The 25,692-nt window shown below is 63.8% G+C and carries 19 protein-coding genes and 1 other RNA gene; 12 read left to right on the top strand and 8 right to left on the bottom strand.

All coding sequences use genetic code 11. The features are described 5' to 3' along the window. Nucleotides 1-345: 345 nt before the first annotated feature. Entirely contained in the window at nt 346-3,495 is a 3,150-nt protein-coding gene (locus BV071_RS34365) for a DUF5060 domain-containing protein (RefSeq protein ID WP_081886093.1), read from the bottom strand. A 300-nt stretch (nt 3,496-3,795) separates the two neighbouring features. Here BV071_RS34365 and BV071_RS18660 point away from each other — a divergent pair, with 300 nt between their 5' ends. Next, nucleotides 3,796-4,287, top strand: a complete 492-nt coding sequence (locus BV071_RS18660) for a hypothetical protein (RefSeq protein WP_035610465.1) — start codon at nt 3,796-3,798, stop codon at nt 4,285-4,287. 37 nt (nt 4,288-4,324) lie between these two features. Here BV071_RS18660 and BV071_RS18655 read toward each other — a convergent pair whose 3' ends face one another. Beyond that, nucleotides 4,325-4,966 (bottom strand): DNA-3-methyladenine glycosylase, encoded by a 642-nt coding sequence (locus BV071_RS18655; RefSeq protein ID WP_035610462.1) that lies wholly within the window; start codon nt 4,964-4,966, stop codon nt 4,325-4,327. A 110-nt stretch (nt 4,967-5,076) separates the two neighbouring features. Here BV071_RS18655 and BV071_RS18650 point away from each other — a divergent pair, with 110 nt between their 5' ends. Both BV071_RS18650 and BV071_RS18645 read left to right on the top strand, forming a co-directional pair. Next, on the top strand, nt 5,077-5,970 hold the full coding sequence (locus tag BV071_RS18650; protein WP_035610461.1) for a hypothetical protein: 894 nt from the start codon (nt 5,077-5,079) through the stop codon (nt 5,968-5,970). 70 nt (nt 5,971-6,040) lie between these two features. Further along, nucleotides 6,041-6,910, top strand: a complete 870-nt coding sequence (locus tag BV071_RS18645) for a hypothetical protein (protein ID WP_035610459.1) — start codon at nt 6,041-6,043, stop codon at nt 6,908-6,910. Nucleotides 6,911-6,981: 71 nt separating this feature from the next. Here the strand turns inward: BV071_RS18645 and BV071_RS18640 are convergent, their stop codons facing one another. Continuing rightward, nucleotides 6,982-7,299, bottom strand: coding sequence for an RNA-binding protein (locus BV071_RS18640; protein WP_035610456.1), 318 nt, complete (start codon nt 7,297-7,299; stop codon nt 6,982-6,984). A 260-nt stretch (nt 7,300-7,559) separates the two neighbouring features. Between BV071_RS18640 and BV071_RS34860 the strand changes: the two genes are divergently transcribed. Further along, nucleotides 7,560-10,775 (top strand): alanine--tRNA ligase, encoded by a 3,216-nt coding sequence (locus BV071_RS34860; protein ID WP_081886088.1) that lies wholly within the window; start codon nt 7,560-7,562, stop codon nt 10,773-10,775. 165 nt (nt 10,776-10,940) lie between these two features. Here BV071_RS34860 and BV071_RS18625 read toward each other — a convergent pair whose 3' ends face one another. Further along, a complete protein-coding gene (locus BV071_RS18625) occupies nt 10,941-11,531 on the bottom strand; it encodes a transposase (RefSeq protein ID WP_052573550.1) in 591 nt (196 codons plus the stop codon). Between the two features lie 168 nt (nt 11,532-11,699). After that, nucleotides 11,700-12,110 (bottom strand): thioesterase family protein, encoded by a 411-nt coding sequence (locus tag BV071_RS18620; RefSeq protein ID WP_035610454.1) that lies wholly within the window; start codon nt 12,108-12,110, stop codon nt 11,700-11,702. Nucleotides 12,111-12,366: 256 nt separating this feature from the next. On the opposite strand from BV071_RS18620, the gene BV071_RS18615 reads away from it, so the two are divergent. The 3 genes from BV071_RS18615 (at nt 12,367) to BV071_RS33250 (ending at nt 17,197) form a co-directional block, all read left to right on the top strand. Beyond that, nucleotides 12,367-14,139: a hypothetical protein gene (locus BV071_RS18615; RefSeq protein WP_265594597.1), complete on the top strand. Its 1,773-nt coding sequence runs from the start codon at nt 12,367-12,369 to the stop codon at nt 14,137-14,139. A gap of 104 nt (nt 14,140-14,243) precedes the next feature. Next, nucleotides 14,244-15,716, top strand: coding sequence for a trypsin-like peptidase domain-containing protein (locus BV071_RS18610; RefSeq protein ID WP_052573549.1), 1,473 nt, complete (start codon nt 14,244-14,246; stop codon nt 15,714-15,716). A 137-nt stretch (nt 15,717-15,853) separates the two neighbouring features. After that, the gene (locus BV071_RS33250) at nt 15,854-17,197 is read left to right on the top strand and encodes an OmpA family protein (RefSeq protein WP_052573548.1); all 1,344 of its coding nucleotides are present in this window, start codon (nt 15,854-15,856) and stop codon (nt 17,195-17,197) included. A gap of 56 nt (nt 17,198-17,253) precedes the next feature. Here the strand turns inward: BV071_RS33250 and ffs are convergent. Next, nucleotides 17,254-17,348: signal recognition particle sRNA small type (gene ffs / locus BV071_RS34355), an RNA gene on the bottom strand. Nucleotides 17,349-17,450: 102 nt separating this feature from the next. Between ffs and BV071_RS18600 the strand changes: the two genes are divergently transcribed. Further along, nucleotides 17,451-17,768: a hypothetical protein gene (locus BV071_RS18600; RefSeq protein ID WP_035610450.1), complete on the top strand. Its 318-nt coding sequence runs from the start codon at nt 17,451-17,453 to the stop codon at nt 17,766-17,768. Between the two features lie 7 nt (nt 17,769-17,775). On the opposite strand, the gene queA is transcribed toward BV071_RS18600, so the two are convergent. Further along, entirely contained in the window at nt 17,776-18,768 is a 993-nt protein-coding gene (queA, locus tag BV071_RS18595) for a tRNA preQ1(34) S-adenosylmethionine ribosyltransferase-isomerase QueA (protein ID WP_343123406.1), read from the bottom strand. A gap of 129 nt (nt 18,769-18,897) precedes the next feature. Between queA and BV071_RS18590 the strand changes: the two genes are divergently transcribed. From BV071_RS18590 to BV071_RS18575, 4 genes are all read left to right on the top strand, one after another. Then, nucleotides 18,898-19,806, top strand: a complete 909-nt coding sequence (locus tag BV071_RS18590; RefSeq protein WP_035610446.1) for a hypothetical protein — start codon at nt 18,898-18,900, stop codon at nt 19,804-19,806. A 61-nt stretch (nt 19,807-19,867) separates the two neighbouring features. Next, nucleotides 19,868-20,905: a hypothetical protein gene (locus tag BV071_RS18585; RefSeq protein ID WP_265594596.1), complete on the top strand. Its 1,038-nt coding sequence runs from the start codon at nt 19,868-19,870 to the stop codon at nt 20,903-20,905. After that, the gene (locus BV071_RS18580; protein ID WP_052573547.1) at nt 20,905-22,008 is read left to right on the top strand and encodes an AAA family ATPase; all 1,104 of its coding nucleotides are present in this window, start codon (nt 20,905-20,907) and stop codon (nt 22,006-22,008) included. The genes BV071_RS18585 and BV071_RS18580 overlap by 1 nt, the downstream gene beginning before the upstream one ends. 162 nt (nt 22,009-22,170) lie before the next feature. Beyond that, nucleotides 22,171-23,766: a hypothetical protein gene (locus tag BV071_RS18575; protein WP_035610442.1), complete on the top strand. Its 1,596-nt coding sequence runs from the start codon at nt 22,171-22,173 to the stop codon at nt 23,764-23,766. Here BV071_RS18575 and BV071_RS18570 read toward each other — a convergent pair whose 3' ends face one another. Then, complete coding sequence (locus tag BV071_RS18570) at nt 23,767-25,614, bottom strand: ankyrin repeat domain-containing protein (RefSeq protein ID WP_035610441.1); 1,848 nt, start codon at nt 25,612-25,614, stop codon at nt 23,767-23,769. It lies immediately after the preceding gene. Between the last annotated feature and the right edge of the window lie 78 nt (nt 25,615-25,692).

Genomic DNA, 25,692 nt, shown 5'->3' with positions numbered 1-25,692 from the left:
CAAGGGCAAACAAAACTCTGACAGGCGACATCAGTTCGAAAATGGGGTATGTGGAATTCAGCAGTCGTGAAGGGGTGCGATGCGAAAAGTCCCCGAGGCTCCGCAAGGGGATGGTGAGCTGATCCGCTCTTAGTCCTGATCCTCCATGCACATGCCCGTGACGGAGGGCGCCAAGGACCGCGTCCGTGCAATGGAGTGATGGGGTATATCGCTTTCCCGGATCATCGACGAGGAAAAAACACTAACAATCCCATGATTTCGATGCGGGGAAACGCGTAGACGGATGCGTGTTAGTCCTACTCCTGTAGCGGAATGGCGGTGCCATTCCGCCATGGAGCGTGGCTCTTACGGCGCGACCACGCGATAGAAGACGCGCTTACCCCGCGAGGCAGGATCGCTCCACGCGATCTTCCCATTCGCATCCGCACGCGCGGTGTAAACCACGGTCCAGTTCGCGAGATTGATCGAGCGCTCGATGGAGTACTGCATACCGGGTACGCCGGTGAAGCTCACCTGCGCGGGTGTGCTGGCGGTGACCGCGAGACCGGTCTGCTGGCTGCCGATGCCATCGCCATCGACGACTTGGATATTCAAGAGCGCGCTGGTGAAGCCGCCGCGCCCGTCCTGCACGGTCAGGGTGAAGCTGTCCTGGCCGAGGTAGTCGATCGATGGCGTGTAGCGCAGGCTATCCGTGCCGACTTCGATCTCGCCGCCATTCGCGGTGCTGCCACCGTTCGGCACGAGGCTGACGACATCGCCATCCGGATCAGTGGCGCCGGCAAGCAATTCGCTGAAGGGAACGACTACCGGCAGATCCTCGCGGGTGGCGATCGTGAAGCCGGCGAAGACCGGGCTCGCGTTGGTGAAGGTCGAGACGATCAGCTCCGGCCGGGCAGACAGGGTCGGATACTCCTTCGAGGCAAAGGCGATGTCGCGGCTGGATGGATCGATCTCCAGGATGAAGCTGTAAGTGCCCGGCCCGCCGATGTAGCCGCCGAGGTCAAAGTCCACCGTGCCACCAATCGCCACTGAGCCGGTGAAGACCGCGAGCTGCGACCCCTTCGCCGGGGCATTGCTAGCGGTGATGTCGGACTCGGTCCAGTTGTTTGAGGCCGCGGCGTAGAGACGGAGGGTGATGGTGCCGCCCGAGTCATCCGCGCCGGCGGTCAAGCGAATTACGGCATCAGTAGTAGGTGAATCGAGCGTGGCGAGATCGAACTGCAAGTAGCTGACGCGAACCCGCGCATCATTCTCCGCACGCAGGTCGGCGTTGTTGAAGTTCTCCCCATCCTGCAGGTAGGCATCCTGAACGGGCAGGAAAGTGCGCTGCCCACCGCTCTGTGGCAGCTTGATCGTGACCGTTACCTGATCGGCGGCGTTGAGCTCGCTGTCGTTGGCCGCGAGTTGCAGCACATAGGTACCCGCAGCGGTGAAGGTCGCATTGGTCGCGCTCGAGCTGCTGCTGGAAAAGCTCACGGCTCCCGGGCCGGAGAGCTTCGACCAAGTGCGGGTGAGCAGGAACTCGTCCGGCAGGCCATCATCGCTCACGCTTCCTGCCAGATTCACGGTCACCGTGCCGGCGCTCAGGAAGGCTGACTGGTCCGGACCGGCGTTGACCACCGGCGCATTGTTGGTGCCCCCACCGCTACTGCCGACTGCTTGCACGAGCACGATCCAGTCCTCGGTCGGGCTGTCCGGCGGGCTACCCAGCGAGACCACCCCGCCACCTTGCAGATCCGCGGCGGGGATCAGGCCACCACCCTTGCGCGGGTCATACCAGCGCGCGGTGAAGCTGCCGGTGGCACCTGTTAGATTGAGGGTGGCCGTGCCGCCATCATGAAGCTGCACGAGATAACAAACACCGGGCTTGGCGAGGCAGCGGTTGGCATTGTCGCCACTGCCGCTCACCAGCTCGTTGTGGTTCTTCATCTGCTCGAAGGGGAAGACATTCGCCTCGAAGAAATGCACCGCGTGGCGGCAGTAGTCGAAGAAGGCATCACGGCTGCGGAAGTTCTGCAAGGTGAGGTCCGAGTCCGGATACGCATAGCCGAAGTAGAACTCACAGCCCGCGCCGCAGGCCATGATGGTGGCCCACAGCGCATCCTTGCGCGCATCGCGGTGGCTGTTGCCGGGATCGTAGTCGGGCCGCACGCTCATGCGGGAGTCTCCCGGTTCATCGCAGGCCACCACCCAAGGCCTGCCGGCTTCATCCGAGCGGCGGACGTAGCGCGAGATGTTGTAGAAGGTATCGCTGAAGTTCGCCTCGTTCATCTGCGCGGAGAAGCCGGTGAGCTTCGAGGCCTCGCCCAGCATGTCGAAGTGGCTCGCGCCGTTGTGGATGACGATCGGGTGATGGTAGGGATCGTTGTCGTAGAAGTACTGCGCCCATGAGGCCTTCTGCGCGAGCGAGGCATTGTTGACCTCCTCGCCGAGGTTCCAATTCAGAGCGAGGTGGTGGCCGAAGCGTGCGATCAACTCGCGGTAGTACAGCTTGCGCTGGTCGCCGGTATTGCCGCCGTCCAAGAGGAGTTCGTTTTCCGTCTCCTGGGTCTTGAAGTGGAGATACATGCCCATGTGGTCGCCGTGCTCGAAGACGATCTCCCACTGGTCGAGCCGCGAGACATCCATCCGGGCGCGCTCGGCGTAGTCCACATAGGGGAAGACATTGCGGTCGTCCCCATTGATGTTCATCGTCAGGAAGGAGAAGGAATTCAGGCCTTCGCTGGCGAGGTAGTTGATCGCGCCGATGAGGCCCTTGCCCTTGCCGTCCTGCCAGACTGGATCGCCTTCCTTCCAGTCACCCACATGCGGGGCGAAGGTCTTCACCAGCTCATCCTTCTGGCCATCGGTTTTGAAGCCACCGTCGAAGTCCGCATAGGCGAGCAAGTTCTCCGGCGAGTCGGTGCCGGCCTTCATGAAATAGCGGCCAGTTCCCGCGAAGCGCAGGTGGTGCTTGCCGACGTATTCGAGCCGACCCTTCGCGCGCATGTCGCGGCCGCTCTTGTCGCTCGCTTGGATGATGAAGCTGCCATGTGCCTCATCGAAGTAGCCCGCACTCGCACCGGCGGCGGGATCATTGCTCACCGCGACATTCGCGCCACTGCGGAAGGAAGCGGTCCACGACCACTCGCCGATCGCATCCGGCGCGAAGTGGGCGCGCCAGACATGGCCGGCATCCGCGGAGGTATTCGCCGCGTTGCCGTCCGCTGCATAGTAACCGGGCACCAGGAAGCTGCGACCGCTGGGGACGTGGGTGAAGGTTACATTCAACCGGTAGTCGGTGAAGGGATTCGGCGTGGCGCTCTCCGAGGTCTCCGGACCGGTGAAGTCCAGGGTCAGCTTGTGCCACATCTTGGCTTCACCGTGGACCGGCACAACCGCGCCTTCCTGAGCACTCGCGATGGGAGCAAGCAGACAAGCAAGAGCGGCCACAATGCCTGCGGCAATGACAGAGCGAAGGGGAATCCGCGGGGGCAGATGGCGAGAATCTGACATGGCGACGAAGAAGACGGGGGCCACTTAAGCCCTGCTGAAATCGTGCCGGGGACCACATTTCAGCCGGAGAATGATGGAATCCTTAGCGTGCGGAGCATTAGGAAGCGGTGATAGCCGTTCATTCCGCGCGGATTTCTCATCTTCTCAGAATCCTTGATGCGCGGCATTTTGCACGACTCCGGGAATGTGCGGGGGATTGCTGTGCAAGATGCACCCCGCAGGCGGAATGGACGCGCGAGTGGAAAAGCAGATCCGGTCTTCCAATTGACTCCGAGTTCCGGCTTCGCGTTACATAGGCCCATGCGTGCTCTCCTCGCCCTCTTTGCTCTCGTCCAAATCTCAGCCGCCGATTTCCTGGAGATCCGCCAAGTGGTGGAGGCGAGAAAGGGAGCGAAGACTTACGAGGCCCCGCGGCCACCGGGACAGGAACAGAACGCGCCAGCAGAGAAGCTCACGGTCTCCGATGAGTTGATCATCGGTGACCGGCATCTCGCAGAGGCATCGCCCGTGGAGGAGCAGGACGGCACCTCAGTCGCGGTGAAACTAAACCCGGAAGGCGAGCAGCGGATGATCGCCGCCACCAAGGACGGCAAGCCGGGAGTGCTGCGGCTGGCCGTGATCATCGATGGCAAAATCCGGACCGCACCCGTGGTCAACTCGGTGCCATTAGGGAAGAATTTCCAAATCTCGGGGACCTCCCCAGAGGAGGCCAAGGAACTAACAAACAAGCTGCGTGCCGCGATAGAGGCCGCCAAGAAAGCCGAGGCGGAGAAAGGGGAGAAGAAGGAATAGGATAGCGCTCCTTCCCGCCGCCCTCCTCACCCGCCGCTCACTGTTCCGGCGAGCGGTTCGTATCCGTAGCCCGCCACATGTACCACGCCGCCACCGATCGATGCGGCCGGAAGCGCTCGCCGAGAGCCATCAGTTCCTTCGGCTTCGGCATCTCGGGCAGGCCGTAGGCGATCTTGTAGCCGGCGCGCACGCCGTAGTCGTCCACCGGCCAGACATCCGGCCGGCCGAGGGTGAAGATCAGCAGCATCTCCACCGTCCAGCGGCCGATCCCGCGGACCTGCGTGAGGCGCTCGATGATCTCCTCATCAGATAATGCGGCGATGGCCTTCGAGGAAGGCACGATCCCGGACAGCGCCTTTTCCGCGAGATCGCGGATCGCGGCGGTCTTCGCGCGCGAAAAGCCGACGCCGCGGAGCTGCTCATCCGTGACCGTCGCCAGCGCCTTCGGCCCCGGGTAGCGGCCGCCGGGGAAGAGCTTGCGGTAGCGGTCGAGGATGGTGCCCGCGGCCTTGCCGTGGAGCTGCTGGTGTGCGACGGCGTGGACCAGTGCCTGGAAGGGCGTGCGCCCGGTTTCCATCTCCAGTCCGCAAACACCGATCCGGCGGATCAGCGCCTTCATGGAGGGGCAGGACTTCTGCAGATGCTTGAGGGCGAGGCCGTGGTCCAAGGGCGTAGGCATGCGCTGGCTACCAGAGGCAATCCTCCGCCTGCCGTCAAATGGCAGCCGCGGAATCTTCTGCCTTCTCTTTCCCGCCCGCGTGGGGACTCTCGGGGCATTCCGACCCCGTGATGAAAACGCTTCTTTCCGGACTGGCATCCGCCACTGCCCTCTTGCTCGCCACTGCCGGCATCTCGCCCGCGGAGGAGAAGCCTGCGGAAAGCTACGTCCTCGCCAAGAAAGAGAGCCCGATCCCGGTCGGCGGCAAGCTGACCGAGAGTGACAGCTTCGAGGTGAAGGATGGTCTCCTGACCATCAAGGCGCGGGGCGAGAAGGACGAGACGGGCAAGGTGAACCTCGACGGCAGCCAGACGATCGTCACCGAGCGGATCGCCGCCACCCGCTACCGGCGGACCCAGACCCAAATCGCGGGGACCTCGAAGTCGGCTGTCAGCGGCGAGGATGAGAAGGTCGATCCGCCGCTGATGCCGGGACCGCTCACACGCAAGCCCCTCTTCATCGAGGAAAAGGACGGCAGCTACAGCGCCTCGCTCCTCTCCGGAGCGCCCACGGCGGAGCAGCAGGAGGAAATCAAGCTCTTCACCAGCATCTTCGCCCGCAACGACGCCCTGCTCCTTTACGGCGATACGCCGCGCAAGCCGGGTGACACCTGGAAGGTCGATCCCAAGCAACTGGCGGAGTTCGCCGGGGCCATGGAGCTCAGCGGCTCGCTCACGATCGAATTCGTGGAGATCAAGGAAGTCGGCGGCGTCCGCTGCGCCGTGCTGAAGCCGGTCTTCGATCTCCGGGGCGTCTTGGCCCGCGGCACCCTCAGCGGTGGCAATCTGACCCTCAAGGGCGAGGGCAGCACCCTGCGCTCGCTGGCCGATTTGGTGGATCTCGAAACCAAGCTGGAGGCGAAGTTCACGCTCAAGGATGCGAGTGCGACCCCGGATGCCGGCCCCGTGATCACGATGCAGGGGACGATGCGGTTCGAGGACCACAACACCCTCGCCAAGCCCTGAGCGGCAGGCCCTTCCCGGGCGGCGAGACATTTGCTTCCCCTCCCCGCGGCGCTGCGCCAGCCTCGCGGCCATGAAGAAAGCCCCGCTCCTTGCCACGCTCGCCGCCGCCGGCCTGTCCTTGCTTCCCAGCGCCTTCGCGGACGATGGCCAGGTGCTGGCGGTGAAGGGCAAGCGCTTCGACCTCCCGGCGGGCACCAAGATCACCCGTGAGACCACCACCGACCTCAAGGAAGCAAAGCTGACCGCCACCCTGCCGAACGGCCAGTCGATGGATGGGACGATGAGCCGCAAGGACATCGTCACCGATACCACCGAGATCCTCAGCCCCTCCAAGCTCCGCAAGATCACCGGCCTGATCGACACCACCGGCAAGATGGTCATGTCCGGCAAGGATCAGGCAATACCGCCCGCGCCCTCGCCGCTCGCGGACAAGGCGGTGATCCTGGAGGAAAAGGACGGCACCTGGACCGCCACCCTGGAGCAAGGCACGCCCAACGACGCGATGACGGCCTTCCTCAAGACGATGGCCGACAGCTTCACCAAGGACGAAGACCTCAGCCGCTACGGCGACACTCCGCGCAAGCCCGGCGACAAGTGGCCGGTGGACCTCAAGCAACTGGAGTCCCTCGCGGGTGCCGCGAAACCGGAAGGCAGCTGCACGATGGAATTCGTGAAGGTCGAGGACTACGCCGGCACGCCCTGCGCGCTGCTGAAGATGAGCTTCGACATCAGCGGCACCCCGATCGGCCGGACCGATGCCGGGGTGAAGCTCAAGTTCAAGGGCGAGTCCACGATCCGCCGCTCCTTGGCCGACCGTGTGGACCTGCAAATCAGCACGCTCTCCACCATGAACATGGAGATGAAGCCGAGCCCGCAGGTTTTCATGACCGCGGAAGGACCTTCCAATTCGGTGATCAATGCGACGATCAAGAAGCCCTGAGCGGCCAAGCCGAAGGCATAGTCTTGCCGTGGTTCGCGGTCTGCTTCTTTAACCGCGAAAATCAAGTCGCACTACCTCCGACCCTTCCCAGGCGGCCGGGGGCGCTTTTGCGGCTTGGGGCGGGAGGGCGGCGGTTCCTTGAGTAGGGAGGAAGAAGCGGCGCGCTTCACCCGCAGCTTCAGCGTGCCGACCTGAAAGCCATCCAACGCCTCGACCGCGGCCAGCGCTTCGTCGTGGCCCGGCATGTCGGCGAAGCCGAAGCCCTTGGACTGGCCGGTCGCCTTGTCCAAAACGAGGTCAAAGCTGCGGACCTTGCCGTGCTTTTCGAGGACCTTGCGCATTTCCATCTCGGTGATGGCGCGGTCGATGTTGCGGACGAGGATGATCATGCCGGGACAAGGAAATCACCAATCATCAATCTTCCAATCATCAAACGAAGTGTTTGGCAGAATTTTTGCGCAAGCGGTTGGAATTCAGAGCCTATCGGTCCGGCCCGCTCCCGCTTGCGCCCCCCTTCACACAGTCTGATTGGTGATTGGAAGATTGATGATTGGTGATTTTCCGCCCCAAGCCGGTGCTTTACTCCCCGCGCGGCATCCTCCACCTTCCCCGCCCTTTCCGCCTCAACGACCTAGCCCGCTAGCAAGCCATGACCGCAGCCGAGATCCGCCAGAGCTTCCTCGATTTCTTCAAGGAGAAGCAGCACACCATCGTGCCCTCCGCCTCGCTGCTGCCGCAGTCGCCGGGTCTCTTGTTCACGAATGCGGGGATGAATCCCTTCGTGCCCTACTTCCTGGGCGTGGAGAAGGCGCCCTACGATCCGCCGCGCGCCGCGGACACGCAGAAGTGCATCCGCGCCGGCGGCAAGCACAACGACCTGGAGGATGTCGGCTACGACACCTACCACCACACCTTCTTCGAGATGCTGGGGAACTGGTCCTTCGGCAACTACTTCAAGAAAGAGGCGATCCAGTGGGCATGGGAGCTGGTCGTCGAGCGCTGGGGCCTGCCCGCGCACCGTCTGCACGCCTCCGTCTATGCGCCCAAGCCGGGCGACCCGGGCGAGTTCGACCAGGAGGCCTACGACATCTGGGCCGAGCTCTACCGCTCGAAGGGCTGCGATCCCGCCGTCCAGATCGTGAACGGCAACGTGAAGGACAACTTCTGGATGATGGGCGATACCGGTCCTTGCGGCCCTTGCTCGGAACTCCACGTGAACCTCACGCCGGAGGGTGATCCCGCCACGGGCCGCCTGCTGGTGAACAATGATTCGGATCTCTGCATCGAGATCTGGAATTTGGTGTTCATCCAATACAATGCGGAGGCCGATGGCTCCTTCCGCGAACTGCCCGCCAAGCACATCGATACCGGGATGGGCTTCGAGCGCGCCTGCTCGATCATCCAAGGCACCAAGCGCTTCACCGACTTCTCCGAGAAGCCCAGTAATTACGCCACGGACGTCTTCATGCCGATCTTCCGCAAGATCGAGGAACTGAGCGGGAAGAAGTATGTAAACATTTACCCCGCGCTCGGCGCGGACCGCTCCGCCTTCACGGAGGAGATGAAGGACGCGATCGCCTTCCGCGTGATCGCCGACCACCTGCGCACGCTGAGCTTCTCGATCGCGGATGGCATCATGCCGGGTAACAACGGCCGGAACTACGTGCTGCGCCGTATCTTGCGCCGCGCGGTGCGCTATGGGCGTCAGCTTGGCTTCTCCGGTGAGAAGCCCTTCTTCGGCGCACTGGTGGAAACGCTTGTGGCGGAAATGGGTGAGGCTTTCCCGGAACTGAAGAACCGCCAGGACACCGTGCGCGTGACGCTGGAGCAGGAGGAGTCGAGCTTCAACCAGACGCTGGATAAAGGCCTCGAGATTTTCGAAGGCGCATCGAAGGCGGTGGGAGAAATCGCGGACTTCATTGCTAAAGTCCCGGATGCTCACGCCAAGCTGAGTGATTTCGTTAACAAGGAAGCACAGTCCGCTGAGGCATCAAAGGAGCTGCAGGATCGCTTCTGGGATCTTGTCTTCAATGTCGTTGAAGTCCCTAAAGATTTCGACGCCACCCTCTTTCATTTCGAGGGCGCCGATTCCGTTAGCAGCCGAAGCATCCAATCCTACCGCTCAGTATTGGCTGATTGGCAGGCATCTTGGAATACTTCCACCTGGGGCATCTACAGCGCTGCCAACGACTGGAGCAGCGAAGGCTTCAACTCGGATTACTTTCTTCAAAATCACGGGAGGTTCCTTGATGGCCTCGCCAGAGTTCAGGTTGAACAAGGAAATGAGTCCAAGTCGGCCGAATTCTTCCCTGGTGAAGTTGCCTTCAAGCTGGAGGACACCTACGGATTTCCGATCGACCTCACGGAATTGCTCTGCGCCGAGAAGGGCATGAAGCTCGACAAAGCGCGATACGACCAATGCAAGCGCGAACAGCAAGAGAGATCCCGCGCCGCGCAGAAGAGCACCGTCGTCCGCGCTCTCGACATCTCCACGGAAGCGGTCACGAACTTCAACGGCTTCGACTCCGATGAAGCGGAAGCCACCGTGCTGGAGATCCACCCGCAGGAAGACGCGCTCTTCGTCATCACCGATGCGACGCCCTTCTATGCCGAGATGGGTGGCCAGGCGGGAGATACGGGAACTCTCGTACTTGATGGCGCGGAATATCCCGTCACCGGCGTGCAGCAGGTCGGCAAGGCCCGCGCGCACATCATCGATGGCTCCGCTAGCGTGAAACCCGGCGACAAGGTCACGCTCAAGCTCGACACCGTCCGCCGCCGCCCGATCGAGGCGCACCACACCGCGACCCACTTGCTCCACTGGGCCTTGCACGAGGCCGTCTCGAAAGACGCTTCCCAGCAGGGTTCCTCGGTGGACGAGAACCGCCTGCGCTTCGACTTCAACAGCGCACCCGTCACCGCGGAGCAAGTCGCGGCGATGGAGGAAATGGTCAACGGCGCGATCAAGCAGGGCCTGACCGTGTCATGGACCGAGGTGAAGCACGCCGACATCAAGGGCCGCCCGGACATCATGCAGTTCTTCGGCGACAAGTACGGCGAGTTCGTCCGGGTCGTGCAGATCGGCGGCGAAGCGAACCAGCTCAACGGCCCCTCAATGGAACTTTGCGGCGGCACGCATGCCCGCAACACCAATGAAATCGGCCTCTTCAAGATCAAGAGCGAGGGCGCGATCGCTTCCGGCGTGCGCCGCATCGAGGCGGTCTGCGGCGACAGCGCCTGGGCCTATCTCAATGAAGTGGTCGAGAAGTGGGACACGGATCTCAAGGCCGCCCGCGAGAAGCTCAAGGCTGCGAACGACAAGCTCGCCAGCATCGGTGAAGCTGCGGTGAGCGTGAACGACTTCCCGCACGTGATGGCCGCGATGCTTGTCGAGCGCGCCGACATCTCGGAGATCAATTCCATCTTCGCCCACGGTGCCCGCACCTTGGACGAAACCAAGGAAGCAGCGATCGAAGCTGAGAAGCGCTTCAAGAAGCTGCAAGCCGGTGCCGCGGCGAAGCAAGCCGATGCCGCGCTGGCCGAACTCATCGCCGCCGGTGGTCCGATCGTCGCCAGCTTCGAGGCCGATGCCTCGCTGCTGCAGGAACTGCTCAATGGCATGAAGAAGCAGGGTTTCAGCGGTGCTGGCTTCGTGATCGTCGATGACGGTGAGAAGCTGCACCTCGGTGCTTATTGCGGTGATGCGGCGCAGGCTGCCGGGCATAAGGCCGGGGATATTCTGCGGGATCTCGCAGCGATCGCCGGCGGCAAGGGCGGCGGCAAGCCGGACCAAGCGCGCGGTGCTGCACCGGAGCGCGGGAAGCTGGGGGAGATTGTGAGCGCGGCGAAGGGTAGGTTGGGGTAAACAGGCAGGGGGGCGGCTGCTTAACGCGGCGCAGCCGCCTTGGAGTGCGTGTAGCCTGCTACCGCTTTCGGCAGGTAGCCTGCTACCGTGAAGCACGCGCAAGGTCTCGGTCAATCTCCACGCCCGCTATGGCGTGCCCCAAATCCTACGGGACACACCCGCCCATCACCGGTTATCCCCGTCCTTCTCCGCGATCTCGTCGTAACTGAAACTAGAAATCGCCTTCACCCCAGCCGGCGACACCGCCTTTTTGAAAGCCGCAGCGCTGCACCATTTCCAATCCGACCCAAGCTGCACCAATCCGTGATGCACCGCATTCTGGTGCACATAATGAAGCCGCGCCAAATAGCTCCTCTGGTGCGTCAACAAGGTCTCGCGATAATTGTGCCACAAGCCGGTCCTGCCAGCCATCCCATCACGACGGTTCCGCTCCTTGGTGGTGAAGCTGTGGAGCTTGGTCACCATCTTCCGGAGCGTCTGCCCTCCTCCCGTGGGGCTGTGACCAATCAAGTGGTAGTGATTGGAGAGAATCGCCCAAGCTTCGAGCTTCCAGCCGTTCTCCTCCATCAGTGACAGGAGAAGGTCTTGGAACCAGTCCCGCATGTCTGGCTCCAAGAGGAGGTGGCGGGCACCAATGGCTCGAGCTGTTAGGAAGTAAACGCCTGTGTCCTTCAGACGATGGGGAGGAGCGTGGGGCCAATCGCGGGTGCCCTTGATGGTGGCTTCGTCGTCCGGGAGGAGGGGGACGGATTCCATGAGATGAAGATGGGGGAAGATCGGAGGTGGATCAAGGAATCCGGGATTGGCTGAGGGGACGGTGGCGAGGTGATCGGGAGGACGTTCACACGATTCACGGCAGCAGGCTGCCTGTCGGAAAGCGGTAGCAGGCTACACGCACTCCAAGGCGGCTGCGCCGCAGAAAGATCACGCCCCATTCCCCCACTCCTTCGGCAGCCTCACCGGCCTGCCCTCTGGCATCTGCACGAGGGCGAGGGCTTGGCGGCAGGTGATCAGGAGAGCGTCGTCGCTTTCGCGGCGGACCTCAAAGGCGCACCAAAACCGCGCCCGCTGCAGCTCATCCAGCTTGCCGTGCAGCAGCAGCACATCGCCGAGGGTCGCGGGCTTGCGGTAATCGATCTCGGTCCGCACTACCACGGGGAAGAGCTTGGTCTCGGCCATCGATTTCAGGTCCATGCCCATCTTCGCGGCCAGGCGGGTGCGGCAGGTCTCGATCATCCGCAGGTAGGCCAGGTTGTGGACCACCCCGCCGATGTCGGTATCGAAAAACATCACTTCCTCACGGGTGTCTGAGCTCAGGTCGGCGGGCAAAGGCATGCGGGAAGAAATCATCAATCCCCGATCTTCCAATCATCAATCGGAGGGTGCCTGCGGGGGCAGAAGGCCGATTTGAACCGCGGATGGAGAAGGATTTCCACGGATGAAAGGCAGGAAGAATCCGAGGAGGCGGATCTGCGAGGCCTTCTTATCCGCGGCTCAAATCCCCAGCCGCTATTCCTTCACGGTTCCGAAAAGCCTCTTCCGCGGTAATTCCCGCTCGCGGGCGGGCGTATGAATCGCTACGATGAAGCGGATGAAATGGCTCGCATTCGCCATGGTGGCATACGCGGCAACGGCAGGGGCTCGGGCGGACTTCGTGGCGCCCGCGGAAGGCCCCGTGCCCTTCCGCCGTGACCGCCTGCCGGTGGATGTCGAGACCATGGGTACCCTCTCGCGCCAAGTGCTGGCGATTTCCGGGGCGAAGCTTGGCCGCGGTCCCGAGGCCTCCCGGGCACTGGCCCAGATGACCGCACTGGCCCTGGCGCTGGACCCGGCGAACCGCCAGGCCCGCGAGCAACTCGAGAAGCTCCAGGCCGGCGAATTCCCGGAACACACCGATGGCAAGGAGCTGGAGCGCTCCCTCAGCCGTGCCTGGCAGTTGCTCGACTGGCTGGAAATGCCGGAAGCCGGGGCCGATGGTCACGCGCTCGCCGCCTGCCTGGGCGATGTCCTCGCTTTTTCCGATCCGCGGCACCCGAAGGCCAACGCCCTCAAGGAATCCGGCGAGCAAGGCGCATGGGCCGGCTGGATCGCCCCGGAATCCGCCTTCGGCAAGAAGGTCGGACCCAAGGTGAAGCCCCGCAAGGAGGATGATGGCGGTAGCGATCCGCTGACCCCGGACAAGCCGCCGGTGGTCGCCAACATCGCGCTGCCGAATGTCAGCTCACTGATCCCCGCATGGCCCGTCGACAAGGATGGTGCCCACACGGCACTGGAGCTGGTCCCGGTCGAACTCGCCGCCAGCCCCGCCAGCGAGGGCGAAGGTGTGACGATCGGCTTCTCCGCCAAGCCTTTGGCCACGGCCAATGCCGATGCCGCCAAGGAGGTGCAGGCCTTTCTCGGCCGCCGCCATCAGACCGGCGGCCCGGTCCACGCCTTGGTCACTCCGGGGAAAGATCTCTCACCCACTTGGAACGGTGCCTCGCTCTCTGGCAGCAGTCTGCTGCTGGCCGATGGCGCGCTGAGCGGCAAGGCCCCGGGTGCCATCGCGCTGGCGGTGGTCGGCAAGGATGGCAAGCTCGAGCTGCCACCGCACTTCTGGGAAAACCTGCGCAGCCTGGCCGCGATGAAGTCCGCTCCCGGCGGCCGCCTGATCGTGCCTGCTGCCGGTGCTGAATACCTCGCTGGCTTGCTGGTCCTGGACAACGCCTCCTTCTTCATGAACTGGGAGGTCGTGGTGGCGGCCAATGTGGACGAACTCTGCGACCTGGGCTCCGGCACCCCGAAACCGGAGGCCGCCGATGCCTACGGCCGCTTCGCCGAAATCCGCAAGGCCGCCGTCGGCAAGCCACTGGGCACCTTCATCTCCAATCCGAGCGTGCTAACCCGCCTGCGCGACTTGGGTACCGCGATGCCCCAGCACGCCTCCGCCCGCCTGCTGACCCTGCAGGGTTCGAACAACCGCCCGCGCGCCCTGCAACGCAATATACTGGCCCGCGAAATCCGCGACGCCATCGAGCCGATCCGCGAGATCGAGAACATCACCACTGAGAAACTCGTCCCGAAACGCCTCGACGAGATCTTCCAGCAATGCCGCGAGAAGCTCGATAAGATGGGCTCCTACATCGACATCCGCGACCGCGACTTGCACAAGGCCGCGGTGGCCGCGGCGGATGAAATGCGCGCGCTTGCCCGCCAGATGGGCAAGAGCGACAACGAATATCCCTACGAGGTCCTCTCCAAGCAGATCGCCGCCCACAAGGCGGCTTGGCGCGCCTACGTCGCCACGCTGACCACCCTCACCGAAGCGGCGGGCGACCAGGCCGAATACACGATCCCCAAGGTCTCGTTGAACGACAATAACTGACTGGCATCGTGCCACCCGGCACATCCGCCATGGAGAGGATTTCCTTGCCATGGCGCATTTCCGACGTCCTGTTTCGCTCGCACCCCACCCGATTCACCCTACCCATGCAACAAGGCATCCACCGCCTGTTGGCACTGGTGGCCGTTTTCACGGTCGCATTCGGTGCCGTCTATGTGATCCGCAATGGTACTGCCGGCATCTCCCGGCTCTGGGACCATCGCGATGGCTCCGGTAGCTATCATCAGCCCGAGAAAGCCACCATGTCCGACCGCGCGCCCCTGGAACTGGGCGAGGTGGAACTCTTGGCGCGGCTGGACGCGGAGCAGACCAAGCTGATGAAAGCGGTGGTCCCCTCCGTGGTCAGCATCGATACCGCCGGGGTCCGCAGCGAACGCCTGATCGACGGCTGGGGTCAGACCCGCGGGATCCGCCGGGTGCCCACACAGGGCCAAGGCTCCGGGGTGATCGTCAGTGAGGAAGGCCACATCCTCACCAACCAGCATGTGATCTCCGGCCAACCGCAGATCCGAATCCGCACCTACGACGGCAAGGAATACGGCGCCAGCATCGTGGGCCAGGATCCGCAGCTCGACGTGGCCGTGCTGAAGCTCGATGCACCCGCAGGTGAGAAGTTCCGGCCGCTCAAGTTCGGTGATTCTTCCCAGGTGCTGCTTGGCCAGAAGGTCTTCGCGATCGGCAATCCCTTCGGTTTCGGCGAGTCCGTGACCGGCGGCATGATCTCAGCCGTGGAACGCTCGATCTCGGATACCCAGCGCGATCTTTTCCAGACCGACGCCGCGATCAATCCCGGCAACTCCGGCGGCCCGCTGGTCAACGTCCAAGGCGAAATCATCGGCATCAACTCCGCCATCTACTCGCCAGACCGTGCCAACCCGGGCTTCCAGGGCGTGGGCTTCTCGATTCCCTCGAATGATGTGAGGGACGCGCTCCTGGCGATCTTGGAACGCGGTCGCCCGATCCGCGGCTACCTCGGCCTGCGGATGGTCGATACTCCCTCGGGAGTCCAAGTCCTGGCACTCTCGCCGGGTGGCCCTGCGGAGACAGCCGGCATCAAGGCCGGTGATCTGGTGGAGAACTACGACGGCGACAAGATCCACTCGATCGAACAACTCATCACCTCGGTCCAGCGCACCCGGATCGGCCGCAAGGTCAGTCTGATCGTGAACCGCGAGGGCCAGCAGATGAAGCTGGAAGCTACCATCACCGAGAGCCAGCCGGAGCCGGAAGCTCCCGTGGCGGACCAGAGCAGGACGCGCGAGCCGGAAGAAGTGCTGGAAGCCGTCGGCGTGCGGGTTCGCGACTTCTCCGAGACCGAGCGCCGGCTCGGGTCCAGCGGCGTGGTGGTCACGGGTGTGTCGTCCACCGGCCTTGCCGCAAACCGCCTGCAAGCGGGCGATTGCATCATCTCGGTGAATCACAACGACGTGCGCAACCGCTACGAATTCTATCGGAACCTCGCTGCCAGCGCTGGCGTGCAACCCACGACGATCAGCTATGTGCGCGAGGGCAAGGCTGCCCGCGCCGATCTTCCCGCCGTGCCGCGCAAGGAGGAGTGAACTAGCCAAACCGGGTTGAGCATAATTCATGCATGGGGCCTCGCTTTCGGGATAAAGCGGTTGCCCCTCCGACGTTGAAGGGGCATCGGTATCCCGAGCCCAATTTCCTCGTTTTTTCCTCTCCGCTTTCTTCGACCATGCGTGACGAGTCCAGCTTTCCGGCAGTCTTTGTAGTCGTGGCGGTCGCCCTCGCGGGCGGCGTGGCCTTCTTGTATTACAAGCGCGGCGCTCCCGAGCCTGTCGTAGAGGCTCCGCCTGCGCAGACCGCCCCGGTGACGCCGGGTGCCGGGAATCCGGCCACGCTTCCGACCACGCAGAAGGAATCAACCGCCGATGGCCCGCAGGATCCTGTGGCGGCTCTTGCGAATGCCGGAGTCGGTGTCGCCAGCGCGAACCCGGCCGACTTGGTGACCAAGATCGGCGCGGCGCTCGAAGCCGGTGACTTCAGCGCACTCGGCAAGTTGATCGGCAAGGACGCCCTCGACGAGGCCACGCGCAATCGCCTCGCCGAGCTGGCCGCCGGCGGCCACCAGGTGAAGCTACGCCAGCCGGATGCCGTGCAGGAAGTCGGCGAGCTGGAACTCGGCAGCCGCGCGCGCTGGGCCCTCTGGCTGGATGGTGCGGAAGCCGGACGCGATCGCATCTTCTTCGATCTGAAGCGCACCGCGGACAAGTGGTCGGTGCAAGCGGTGACCTTGCCACCCGGTGAAGGTCAGCCAGTGCCGAAGGCCGTGCTGGTGGACTCGCTCGGCATCGCGGATGCCTTCCTGCAAGCCGCGCTGCGCCAGCAATTCGAACTCGCCAAGGAATTCGCCGATACCTCGAGCGTCTCCGACGCCAAGATCGCGGGCCTCTGTATTCTTTTCGAGGAAGGTAACTACCGCCTGCGTCCGGATAAGCCGCTGCGGGCGATGTTCCAGAAGGAAGACACCGCCGGCTACATCGCCCGCGTGGTCACCTCCAAGGGTGCCGATGCCGCGGAGTTCTCCCTGACCCTCCAGCAGCCGCAGCACAACGGCAACTGGCGCGTCTCCGACATCAACCTCGACCAGTTGCTCGCGGACTACGCCTCACGCGTCGCCGGCGGGGATGTCTACTATTCGCCGCTGGTGAAGAACCCGAAGGGTGGCGACACGCTGGTGCTCTACTTCGGCTTCAACGAAGACCAGCTCGCTCCACGCACTCAGCGCCAGCTTGAGATCGTCGCGCAGATCCTGAAGACCGACGTCAACAAGCAGCTCACCATCTCCGGCCATACCGATGCTCTGGGCACCGAGGAGTACAACAAAAAGCTCTCCGCCCGCCGTGCCGAGATCGTGAAGAACTTCCTGGTGAAGACCGGCGTGCGCGAAGACCAAGTGATCACCGTCGCCAGCGGCCAGTCTCAACCCCGGAGGCCCAACTTCACCGCCAGTGGGGAGGATAATCCGGAAGGGCGGAGGGCGAATCGCCGGAGCGAGATCTACTTGGATTTCGATTGAGAAACTAATCTGGGGCGCGGCTTCGAAAGCCGTCAGAGCCATTCCAGCGAAAAAAAGGCTGCCAGGGAACCGCGGCAAGCACGGACAAACTACCGTTGCTCCGATCAAGGCCTGGCGGGGTTCGCCTGCCGAACCTCCACGGCCCCTGGCAGCACGCGGAGCAAACAGCCCCGGGGCGGGCGTGGCAAGCGGTTTGATTCGCCATTCCACCCGGCATCTGTCACCGCTCTTCCAAGGATCATTCCGTCGGGCCATGGACCTAAGCCACAAGAACCCAGCGATTTCCGAACTCGTCGCCGCTGTGCGTTCGCGGCACGGGAATCGGCGTGTGCGGATCGTGGATTATTGGCCGGATCTGCCGGGCACCATCGGCTTCGAGCGGGTGAGCAGCGAGGAGGCCATGGTGGCTGTAACCGCTGACAACGCCGTAGCGGGGCGCTTCAATATCTCGGTGGATATCCCCGATCGGGAGGCCGCGGCCGACCGCTATCTTGGCTCGGGTGCCTACGAAAACTGCGTGATCGACGGGGTGCTCGCGACGATCCGGAAGTACATCGCGGAAGCGAAGTGAGTGGCGCTCACACCAGCAGCATACAATCCCCGTAGCTGAAAAACCGGTAGCGCTCCCGCACCGCCTCGCGGTAGGCCTCCAACACCAGCTCCCGCCCGGCGAAGGCGCTCACCAGCATGATCAGGGTACTCTCGGGCAAGTGGAAGTTCGTCAGCAGTCCGCCGATCACCCGGAACTCGTGTGGCGGGTAGATGAAGATGTCCGTCTCGCCTTGCTGGTCTTTTTCTAACAGACGCTTGCCACCTTCCGCTTCCCGTCTCCCGAGATGCTCCAGCACCCGCGTGACCGTGGTGCCCACGGCGATCACCCGCTCCGCTGCGTTGATCCGCCGCGCGGTCTCCGCCTTCAGCGCGTAGCGCTCGGAGTGCATCACGTGTTCCTCCGGGGTATCCACCTGCACCGGGCGGAAGGTGCCGACACCGACGTGCAGGGTGAGGAAGTCATGCGGCAGCCCCGCCAGCAGCTCCGGGGTGAAGTGCAGCCCGGCGGTCGGCGCGGCGATCGCTCCTTCCTCCTTGGCGAAAACCGTCTGGTAGCGCTCGCGGTCGGCGAGTTCATCCTCGCGCTTCATGTAGTGCGGCAGCGCGAGGTGGCCGTGCTGGTCGAGATCCACCGGCGCGTCCCAGCGGATCAGGCGGTCGCCGTTTTCGAATACTTGGGTGACCGTACCCGTGATCCCGCCGACCACCACCGTCTTGCCCTCGCGCATCTTCTTGCCCGGCCGCACCAGGCAGCGCCACTCCAGCGGCGACAAGCGGTCCAGGCAGAGCAGCTCGATCTTCCCGTCATCCGAGAAGAGGCGCGCCGGAATCACCCGCGTGTTGTTCAGCATCAGCAGATCCCCGCTGCGTTGGTAGCCCGGGAAATCGCGGAACATCCGGTGCTCGATCTTCCCCGTATCGCGGTGGATCACCATCATCCGCGAGGCCGCGCGCTCCTCCAGCGGCCGCGAAGCGATCAGCTCCTCCGGCAGCTCGTAATGGAAATCGCTGGTGCGCAGACCCATGCCCGGGAGGTAGCGGGCGAATGCCGCGAAGGCAAGGGCTTGGAAGGCGGCTATTAAAGGTGGGCGGGCACGGCGCCCCTCATTGACTCCCGTCCCAGCCTCACTACTGCTTTTCTCATGAGAATGGCGCGTCCCGGTTTGCTGGCGATCTCGATGCTCATCCCGGCCACCTGTCCCGCCGGCTCCATCAGCTTCCTCCCCGATGGCAAAAGCGTGGCCCGCTGCGAGAAGGGCATCCTCCTCGTCAAGGACCTGGCCGATGAGTTCCCCGCAAGCGAGATCAAGCTGCCGCCGGCGATGGGCGTCGACACTCCCACCCTCGCCCGTACCGCCGGTCGTCTGCTCGTCGGCGGCTCCGATCTTCTGATGACTTGGAACCCCGCCTCCACTGAATGGAAGGAGCTGTGGAGGGTCCCGGAGGAATTCGAAAGCGATATCGACGACCTGGCATGCGACCCGAAGACCGGCGACATCGTCCTCGTCCTCCGTCACCGGAAGAGCGGAGAGCTATCCTGGAAGCTGCTGCCAAAGGGCGAGACCGTGGCGCTGAAGATCTTCAACCGCAATGCACCCGGGGCCAAGGATCCGGCCTTCGATACGAAAGGGAATCTCTACTTCACCAGCGCCGGCGATGTATGGACGGGCGATCTCGAAAAGAGCGAGGACGCGGCAGTGCCTTACATTTTATTCGGCAGCCGGATCTGGCCGCTGGCGACCAAGCAGACCTCGGATAGCAACGCCTACGGTCTGGCCGCGAAAGGGGTTCTGCCCTTCGGGAACAAGCTGCTGGTGGATCTCAGCCGCGCCGGCGGCAGCGGCTGGGGCAACATCGTGCGCGTGCCAAATGCCGATGCCTACAAGGAGGGCCTGCCGCTGAAGTGGGAGGAACTGCAAGCGAACAACGGCTACTCGCCGCTCGCCATCTCGCCCGATGGCAAGACCGCCGCGACTTGGAATTCCCGGGACCAGCGCTGGTGGGTGATGGAGAAGCCGGATGGCCAATTCGAGCCGCTCTCGAAGGAAGAGAAATAAGTCCGATGAGACCCATTGCTTTCACCTTCCATGTCCCGAGCCACCGACTACTCCTCTTGCCATGAGAGTGGCGTGGGTCGGCTTGTTGGCGGGATTCGCGGGGATGGGGGCCTCCTCCTGCCTGGCGGCACATGTGGCCTTCCTTCCGGGTGACAAGTCAGTCGTCCGCTGCGAGGAGACCTCGCTATGGATCAAGGATCTCGACGACGAATCCCACGAGCGCGAGGTCAAGCTGCCGGAGGCGCTCTACAAGGATGGGCAGGATCGAAAGGATCCACCCACTCCCGAGATCTCCCGCACCCCGGATGGTCTGCTGGTCGTCGCTGCGGAGGCTCTGGCGATGACTTGGAATCCGGCATCCAAGGAATGGAAGGAGCTGTGGCGACCTCCGGTGGATCGGACGATCACCGATGTCGCCTGCGACCCAAAGACAGGCGGCATTCTCTTCGACACCTCTTACAAGGGCCCGGATCGGGATGAGGAAGAAAGCTTTCCTTGGTTCTACTGGGCCAAGAATGCCAAGGAGCCAGCCAAGGTTTATAACCGCCGCGCGCCGGGACCTTCGGCACCCTTCTTCGATGCGGAGGGCAAGCTCTACTTCATCTGCTACGGCGACCTCTGGAAGGGCTATCTGATGAAAGGAGAGTTCCCGGAGACTCCCTTCGTGCTCGGCGGCAAGCGCACTTGGCCAATCGCAGACTTGGAAACCGAGTCATCCAATCGTGATGGCGAGCTCGCCACTCAAGTCGTGGCCTTCGGGAATCAGCTCCTGGTTCATCTCGACTATTCGCACAGCATCGGCGCCACGGTCCGCGTGCCAAACGTGGATTCCTACAAAGAAGGCCTACCGATCAAGTGGGAGGACCTGTCTGGCGACGAGGCCTATGCGCCGCTGGCGATTTCTCCCGATGGCAAGACCGCCGCGATGTGGAGCAATCATCGCTGGTGGGTCATGGACAAGCCGAAGGGCGACTTCGACATGCTCTCGAAAGACGAGGAAATCGACCGCCACGCCAAGGAAGCCGCGGAGGAGACCCAGGCCAGAGCCAAGGGCGGCGAGAAGCAGCAGAAAAAGAAAAAGAAGAAGAAGAATCACTGATGCTCCGCAGCCTTCACATCCGCGGCTACCGCTCGCTGCGCAACTTCCGCCTGAAGCTCGGCCGCCTGACCGTCATCACTGGCGAGAACGGCGTGGGCAAATCCAACTTCTACCGCGCGCTGGCAATGCTTCAACGGATGGCCGACGGCCGCTTCGCCGAGTCGGTCGCCCAAGAAGGCGGCATGCCCAGCCTGATGTGGGCTGGTGACCGCCGGAAGGACGAGCCCAACCGCGTCTGCTGGGAAATCGAGCACGACGACTTCGCCTTCGCCATTGAGTGTGGCTTGCCCCCGCCCTCCATCACCGTCTTCAAAACCGATCCCGACATGAAGGTTGAGACCCTTCGCTACGGCGGGCCGAAGGGCCGGATCGTCGCCAAGCGCCGTGGGCCCGCGGTCGAGCTGCGGACCATGGATGGCGGGATGGAGATGGTGCCCCTGCCCTTCCACGCGCCGGAATCAATGCTGGCCGAGGTGCGGGATGGCACTTCCTACCCGGCGCTGGCGGCCACCCGCGAGACCCTGCTGCGCTGGCGCTTCTACCACCAGTTCCGTAGCGATCCGGACTCACCCATGCGCCGTCCGCAGGTCGGCTTCCACTCACCGGTGCTGGCCCACGATGGCTCGAACCTCGCCGCAACCCTCCAAAGCATCGACGAGGCGGACCAGCGTGGCAGCATCAGCAAGGCGGTCGAGGCCGCCTTTCCCGGCACCGAGTGGCGGGCGGTGGACGATCACGGCCGCTTCCAGCTTCAGATCCTACGCCCCGGCCTGAACCGCTGGCTGAACGCCGCCGAACTCTCCGACGGCACCCTGCGCTTCTTCTGCCTCTGCGCTGCCCTGCTCACGCCCAAGCCCCCGCCGCTGCTGGTGCTGAACGAGCCGGAGACCAGCCTCCACCCCGGCGTGCTGGAACCGCTGGCCGCCCTGATCGCCAAGGTGCCACACGAAACCCAGATCATCGTGGTCACCCACGCCCAGCCGCTGGCCAAGGCGATCGAGATCGAGTGCGACACGAAGACCGTCGAGCTGGTCCGCTTTGAGGACGAGACCCGCCGCTTCGGGGAAGATAGCGGCAGACGGGTCTGGACCTTCGATGAGTGATCTTGGTTTCCACCGGGAAAGCGGGAGCCAAATGACCCGCTCCGCAGAAACCCGGATCCGGGGCTGGGCGGATCAGGTTCAATCTGTTAGTATTCCCGCCGTGAATCACCCGCGCGATCGCCGCTGGCATCCGCAAAATCAATGGGTTAGATTATTGATGCTGTGAACCGCCCTTCCCTGCACCTCTGGCTGCTACCGGCCCTCACCCTGCCGGCAGTGGCGCTCGAGCTTCGCGCCTACAATCCGGCCGCCCATGACCGCTTCACCGGCTATCCCGGCGCGCCGGTCATGAATCCCGGCTTTCTCTACGACCCGCTGAAGTTTACCGGCGTCGGCTGGAATGCCTCCCAAGCCAACAGGGAATTCGTGCTGGTCTCGCCCCGCCATGTCCTCGCCGCGCAGCACTACCTGCCGTCCGTGGGCCACCTGATCAGCTTCATCGCTCCGAATGGCAGCATGGTGCAGAGCGCGGTCCAGTCCTTCAACAACATCGGGCCCGACAATCCGCCCGGCATCACCGATCTCACTCTCGTCACCCTGGCCACCCCGCTGCCCGCCACGGTCAAGCCAATGCCCTACCTGAATCTCGCCGACGAGGCGGACTATCTGGGCAAGGAGCTCCAGGTTTTCGGCTTCGGCCTGACTCCCGGCGTCGTCGTTCGTGCCGGCCGGAGCACGATCAACGACATCGATGATGCTGACGTCGACGGACCCGGCGGAACCTACGGGGTGGAGCGCCTGATGGAATACGTCTATGAGGCTGCCGGCACCGATCCAAACGATGCCTACCTGACGACCGGCGATTCCGGCAGCCCGACCTTCGCGCTGGCAGGCACCCAACCGGCGGTGGTGGGCGTCCATTTCACCGCAGCCGAAGACTCCGGCGATCACTACAACTACGATAGTTTCGTGCCGCACTATGTGCCGGCCCTGGACCTCTTGCTCGCACCCTCCGGCTACCGGATGCGGCCAGCGAACTTCACGCCTACCACCCTGTCCTTCGCCTGGACCTCCACACCGGCGATCCTTGAAGCCGGCGATCCGGGCAGCGTGACCGTCACCCTGCAGAACACGGGTGCCACCGAAACCGGCAACTTCGCCGCCACCCTGACTTTCCCGACGGCGCAGGCACCTTCCGCGCTCACCGCCACTGGCTGTGTGATCGAATCGCCCGGCAGTGGAGTCTGGCAGGTGCGCAAGGCGCTGGTCGCCGCCAGCGAGCAGATCGTCGTAACCGCTTCATGGACCGCCATGCCGAATACCTCGCAGATCGCCGCGAGCGTCGCCTTGGCATCCGACACCAGCACCCCTAGCGTGAATCCGCTGACGATCGCTGTCGCCGAGGGCTACACCGCCTGGGCCTCGGGCCTCACCGAAGGCGATCAAACCGATGACCCAGACGGCGATGGCGAAATCAACCTGCTGGAATACGCCTTCGGCAGTGATCCGGAGTCCGGCCAGACCTTGTTCCCCGGCGGTGATGCCACCCGTCCGCAAGTCACCTACGACGCGGGCACGGACACCGTCACCCTGAGCTACCCCGAGCGGCTCAGCGCCGCCCTACTAGGCTTATCGTACCAAGTGGAGACATCCCCCGCCATGGCCCCGGGCCCTTGGACCCTCGCTCTACCGGTGGGAGCCAGCACCACCACCCAAGCCTACAGCCCCGCAATTCCCGGATTCGTGAAGCGGGTTATCACCTGGCCGAAGAGCGCGCCGGAACTCTTCGCCCGCGTGCGGGTGGAACTGGCGGAGTGATCACGGCCGGATCTCCACCCGGTCCCCCAGCTCCGTCAGCGAGAATAGCTTCGTCGCATTCCCATAGGGCACGCGGATGCAGCCGTGCGAGGCCGGATAGCCCGGCACCACGCCCTGGTGGAAGCCGAAGTCCCCGCAGCTCAAGCGCTGGAAGAAGGGCATGCTCGCGGCATACAAGGTGGAGGTCCAGGTCTTGTACTTGTTGGTGATCGCGTAAGTCCCGGTCGGCGTCGCGAAGCCGGAACGGCCGGTGGAGACCTGGGTGCTGTAGAGCTCCAAGCCGGAGGAATCGAAGATCCACGCCTTCTGGTCGGAGAGATCCACTACAATCCGGCGCTGCTCGACTGCCGGATCCTTGCCGAGCAGCACCCGCATCATCTTCACGTCGCTCTTGCGGGCGGCGATGTTGATCGGCCACATCCGGCTCGGCTTGGTCCAGACCTCGGTCTTGGCGCCGGCCGCCATCAACTGGCGGGCGCTCTCGGCATTCCCGGCATCCACCGCCAGCATCAGGGGGGTGATGTTCTTGTCGTGCCGCAGCAGCCAGCGCATCGTCCCACCCCGCACATGGCGGATGAAGCTCTCCGAAGCCGGCAGGTTCAGGGCCGTATTTGCATCCGCCCCGGCCATCAGCAGGCTCTTCACGATCCGCGACTGGCCGAGCACGATCGCCAACTGCAGCGGCGCCTGGCCTTCTCCAATCGGCTCCACCGGCGAGGCCCCGAATTCCAAGAGCTTCTCCACCGTCCGCTGGTCGCCATGGCGGATCGCCACACCCAAGGGGGTATCGATGAAGGGCGCGGGCATGGGCCCGGGCAGGCCACAGTGGCCGAGCAGCAATTCAAGTTCATCCCGCGCACCGCGGCGGCTGGCCTCGTAGAAGAGCCCCCGGCCATCCGCGCCATAGCACAGGAAGAGATGCAGGAAATCCGGACGGTCATCGACCAAGGCGGCTTCCACCGGCCGGCGTCCCTTCGCGTCGCGGGTCTCCGGCGAGATCCCCAAGCCCATCAGCAAGCGGCACACCTCAATGTCCCGCGCGCCATACGCCTTCCACAAGGCGGTCGCCCACGAGCCATCGAGTGGGCGCGCGCCCACTCCCACCAAAAGCTTCGCGAGGTCCAAGTCCCGCGCATCGAGCGCCGCCTGCAGTGGCACCTTGCCATTGCGATCACGGAGATTCGGATCCGCCCCCGCCATCACCAACGGCTTGGCGAGGTCCCGCCAATCCTTGCGCAAGGCCGCTACCAGCGAGGACTCGCCCGGGCCATTCACCGCCGCGGCATCCGCTCCAAGTTTCAGGAGCTCCGCCATCAGATCGCGACGGCCGGACTCGATCGCCACATGCAGCAGAGGATTGCCCGCCGCATCCTTCTGGTGCGGATCGGCACCGCCCTTCATCAGGCGCTCCACAAAAGAAAGCCGCCCGTGGCGAATCGCCCAGGGAAGCACCTGATCGCCATCGGGCGTTTTGCCCTCCGGCGGTGCTCCGGCATTCAGCAGGCGCTCGGTGATCGCCGTCTCGCCACGGCAAACAGCCAGCGAAACGGCGGTGACACCGCCAGGCGTGGTTGCACCGAGATCCGCACCATTCTCAATCAGACCCCAGGCAATCGCCAGGTTCCCCTTGTCGATCGCGATGTGTAGCGGGCTGTTACCCTCCGCATCGCGCTGGCCGGTATAGACGCGCGCCTGCAGCAGCAGGCGCGCAAGATCGGCATCGCCCGCCTGCACCGCCGTCAGCAGCGAGGCGGCGGTCGGGTCCACCCCGCGTTTCTGCAGGGTCCGGATCGCCTCCCGCTGCGGACTGCGGCACGCCGGGACGGATAGCAGCAATAGCGCTGCCATGAGGTGACGGACCGCGGGACGACAAAAGGTCACTACGCCGCGGTCATAGCACCGGGTCCGCCGCGACACAAGTTCCGC

The organism is Haloferula sp. BvORR071 (assembly GCF_000739615.1).
Taxonomy (GTDB): domain Bacteria; phylum Verrucomicrobiota; class Verrucomicrobiia; order Verrucomicrobiales; family Akkermansiaceae; genus Haloferula.
Note: the sequence above shows the minus strand (reverse complement) of the source record. Positions and strands in the feature narration are given on the sequence as shown.

What these genes read in the sequence shown, in the direction of transcription:
- BV071_RS18640 (WP_035610456.1), bottom strand. Translation starts at nt 7,299, where the DNA reads ATGATCATCCTCGTCCGCAACATCGACCGCGCCATCACCGAGATGGAA.
- BV071_RS33250 (WP_052573548.1), top strand. Translation starts at nt 15,854, where the DNA reads ATGCGTGACGAGTCCAGCTTTCCGGCAGTCTTTGTAGTCGTGGCGGTC.
- BV071_RS34365 (WP_081886093.1), bottom strand. Translation starts at nt 3,495, where the DNA reads ATGTCAGATTCTCGCCATCTGCCCCCGCGGATTCCCCTTCGCTCTGTC.
- BV071_RS34860 (WP_081886088.1), top strand. Translation starts at nt 7,560, where the DNA reads ATGACCGCAGCCGAGATCCGCCAGAGCTTCCTCGATTTCTTCAAGGAG.
- BV071_RS18615 (WP_265594597.1), top strand. Translation starts at nt 12,367, where the DNA reads ATGAAATGGCTCGCATTCGCCATGGTGGCATACGCGGCAACGGCAGGG.
- BV071_RS18610 (WP_052573549.1), top strand. Translation starts at nt 14,244, where the DNA reads ATGCAACAAGGCATCCACCGCCTGTTGGCACTGGTGGCCGTTTTCACG.
- BV071_RS18625 (WP_052573550.1), bottom strand. Translation starts at nt 11,531, where the DNA reads ATGGAATCCGTCCCCCTCCTCCCGGACGACGAAGCCACCATCAAGGGC.
- BV071_RS18645 (WP_035610459.1), top strand. Translation starts at nt 6,041, where the DNA reads ATGAAGAAAGCCCCGCTCCTTGCCACGCTCGCCGCCGCCGGCCTGTCC.
- BV071_RS18660 (WP_035610465.1), top strand. Translation starts at nt 3,796, where the DNA reads ATGCGTGCTCTCCTCGCCCTCTTTGCTCTCGTCCAAATCTCAGCCGCC.
- BV071_RS18580 (WP_052573547.1), top strand. Translation starts at nt 20,905, where the DNA reads ATGCTCCGCAGCCTTCACATCCGCGGCTACCGCTCGCTGCGCAACTTC.
- BV071_RS18585 (WP_265594596.1), top strand. Translation starts at nt 19,868, where the DNA reads ATGAGAGTGGCGTGGGTCGGCTTGTTGGCGGGATTCGCGGGGATGGGG.
- BV071_RS18600 (WP_035610450.1), top strand. Translation starts at nt 17,451, where the DNA reads ATGGACCTAAGCCACAAGAACCCAGCGATTTCCGAACTCGTCGCCGCT.
- BV071_RS18570 (WP_035610441.1), bottom strand. Translation starts at nt 25,614, where the DNA reads ATGGCAGCGCTATTGCTGCTATCCGTCCCGGCGTGCCGCAGTCCGCAG.
- BV071_RS18620 (WP_035610454.1), bottom strand. Translation starts at nt 12,110, where the DNA reads ATGCCTTTGCCCGCCGACCTGAGCTCAGACACCCGTGAGGAAGTGATG.
- BV071_RS18655 (WP_035610462.1), bottom strand. Translation starts at nt 4,966, where the DNA reads ATGCCTACGCCCTTGGACCACGGCCTCGCCCTCAAGCATCTGCAGAAG.
- BV071_RS18590 (WP_035610446.1), top strand. Translation starts at nt 18,898, where the DNA reads ATGGCGCGTCCCGGTTTGCTGGCGATCTCGATGCTCATCCCGGCCACC.
- BV071_RS18650 (WP_035610461.1), top strand. Translation starts at nt 5,077, where the DNA reads ATGAAAACGCTTCTTTCCGGACTGGCATCCGCCACTGCCCTCTTGCTC.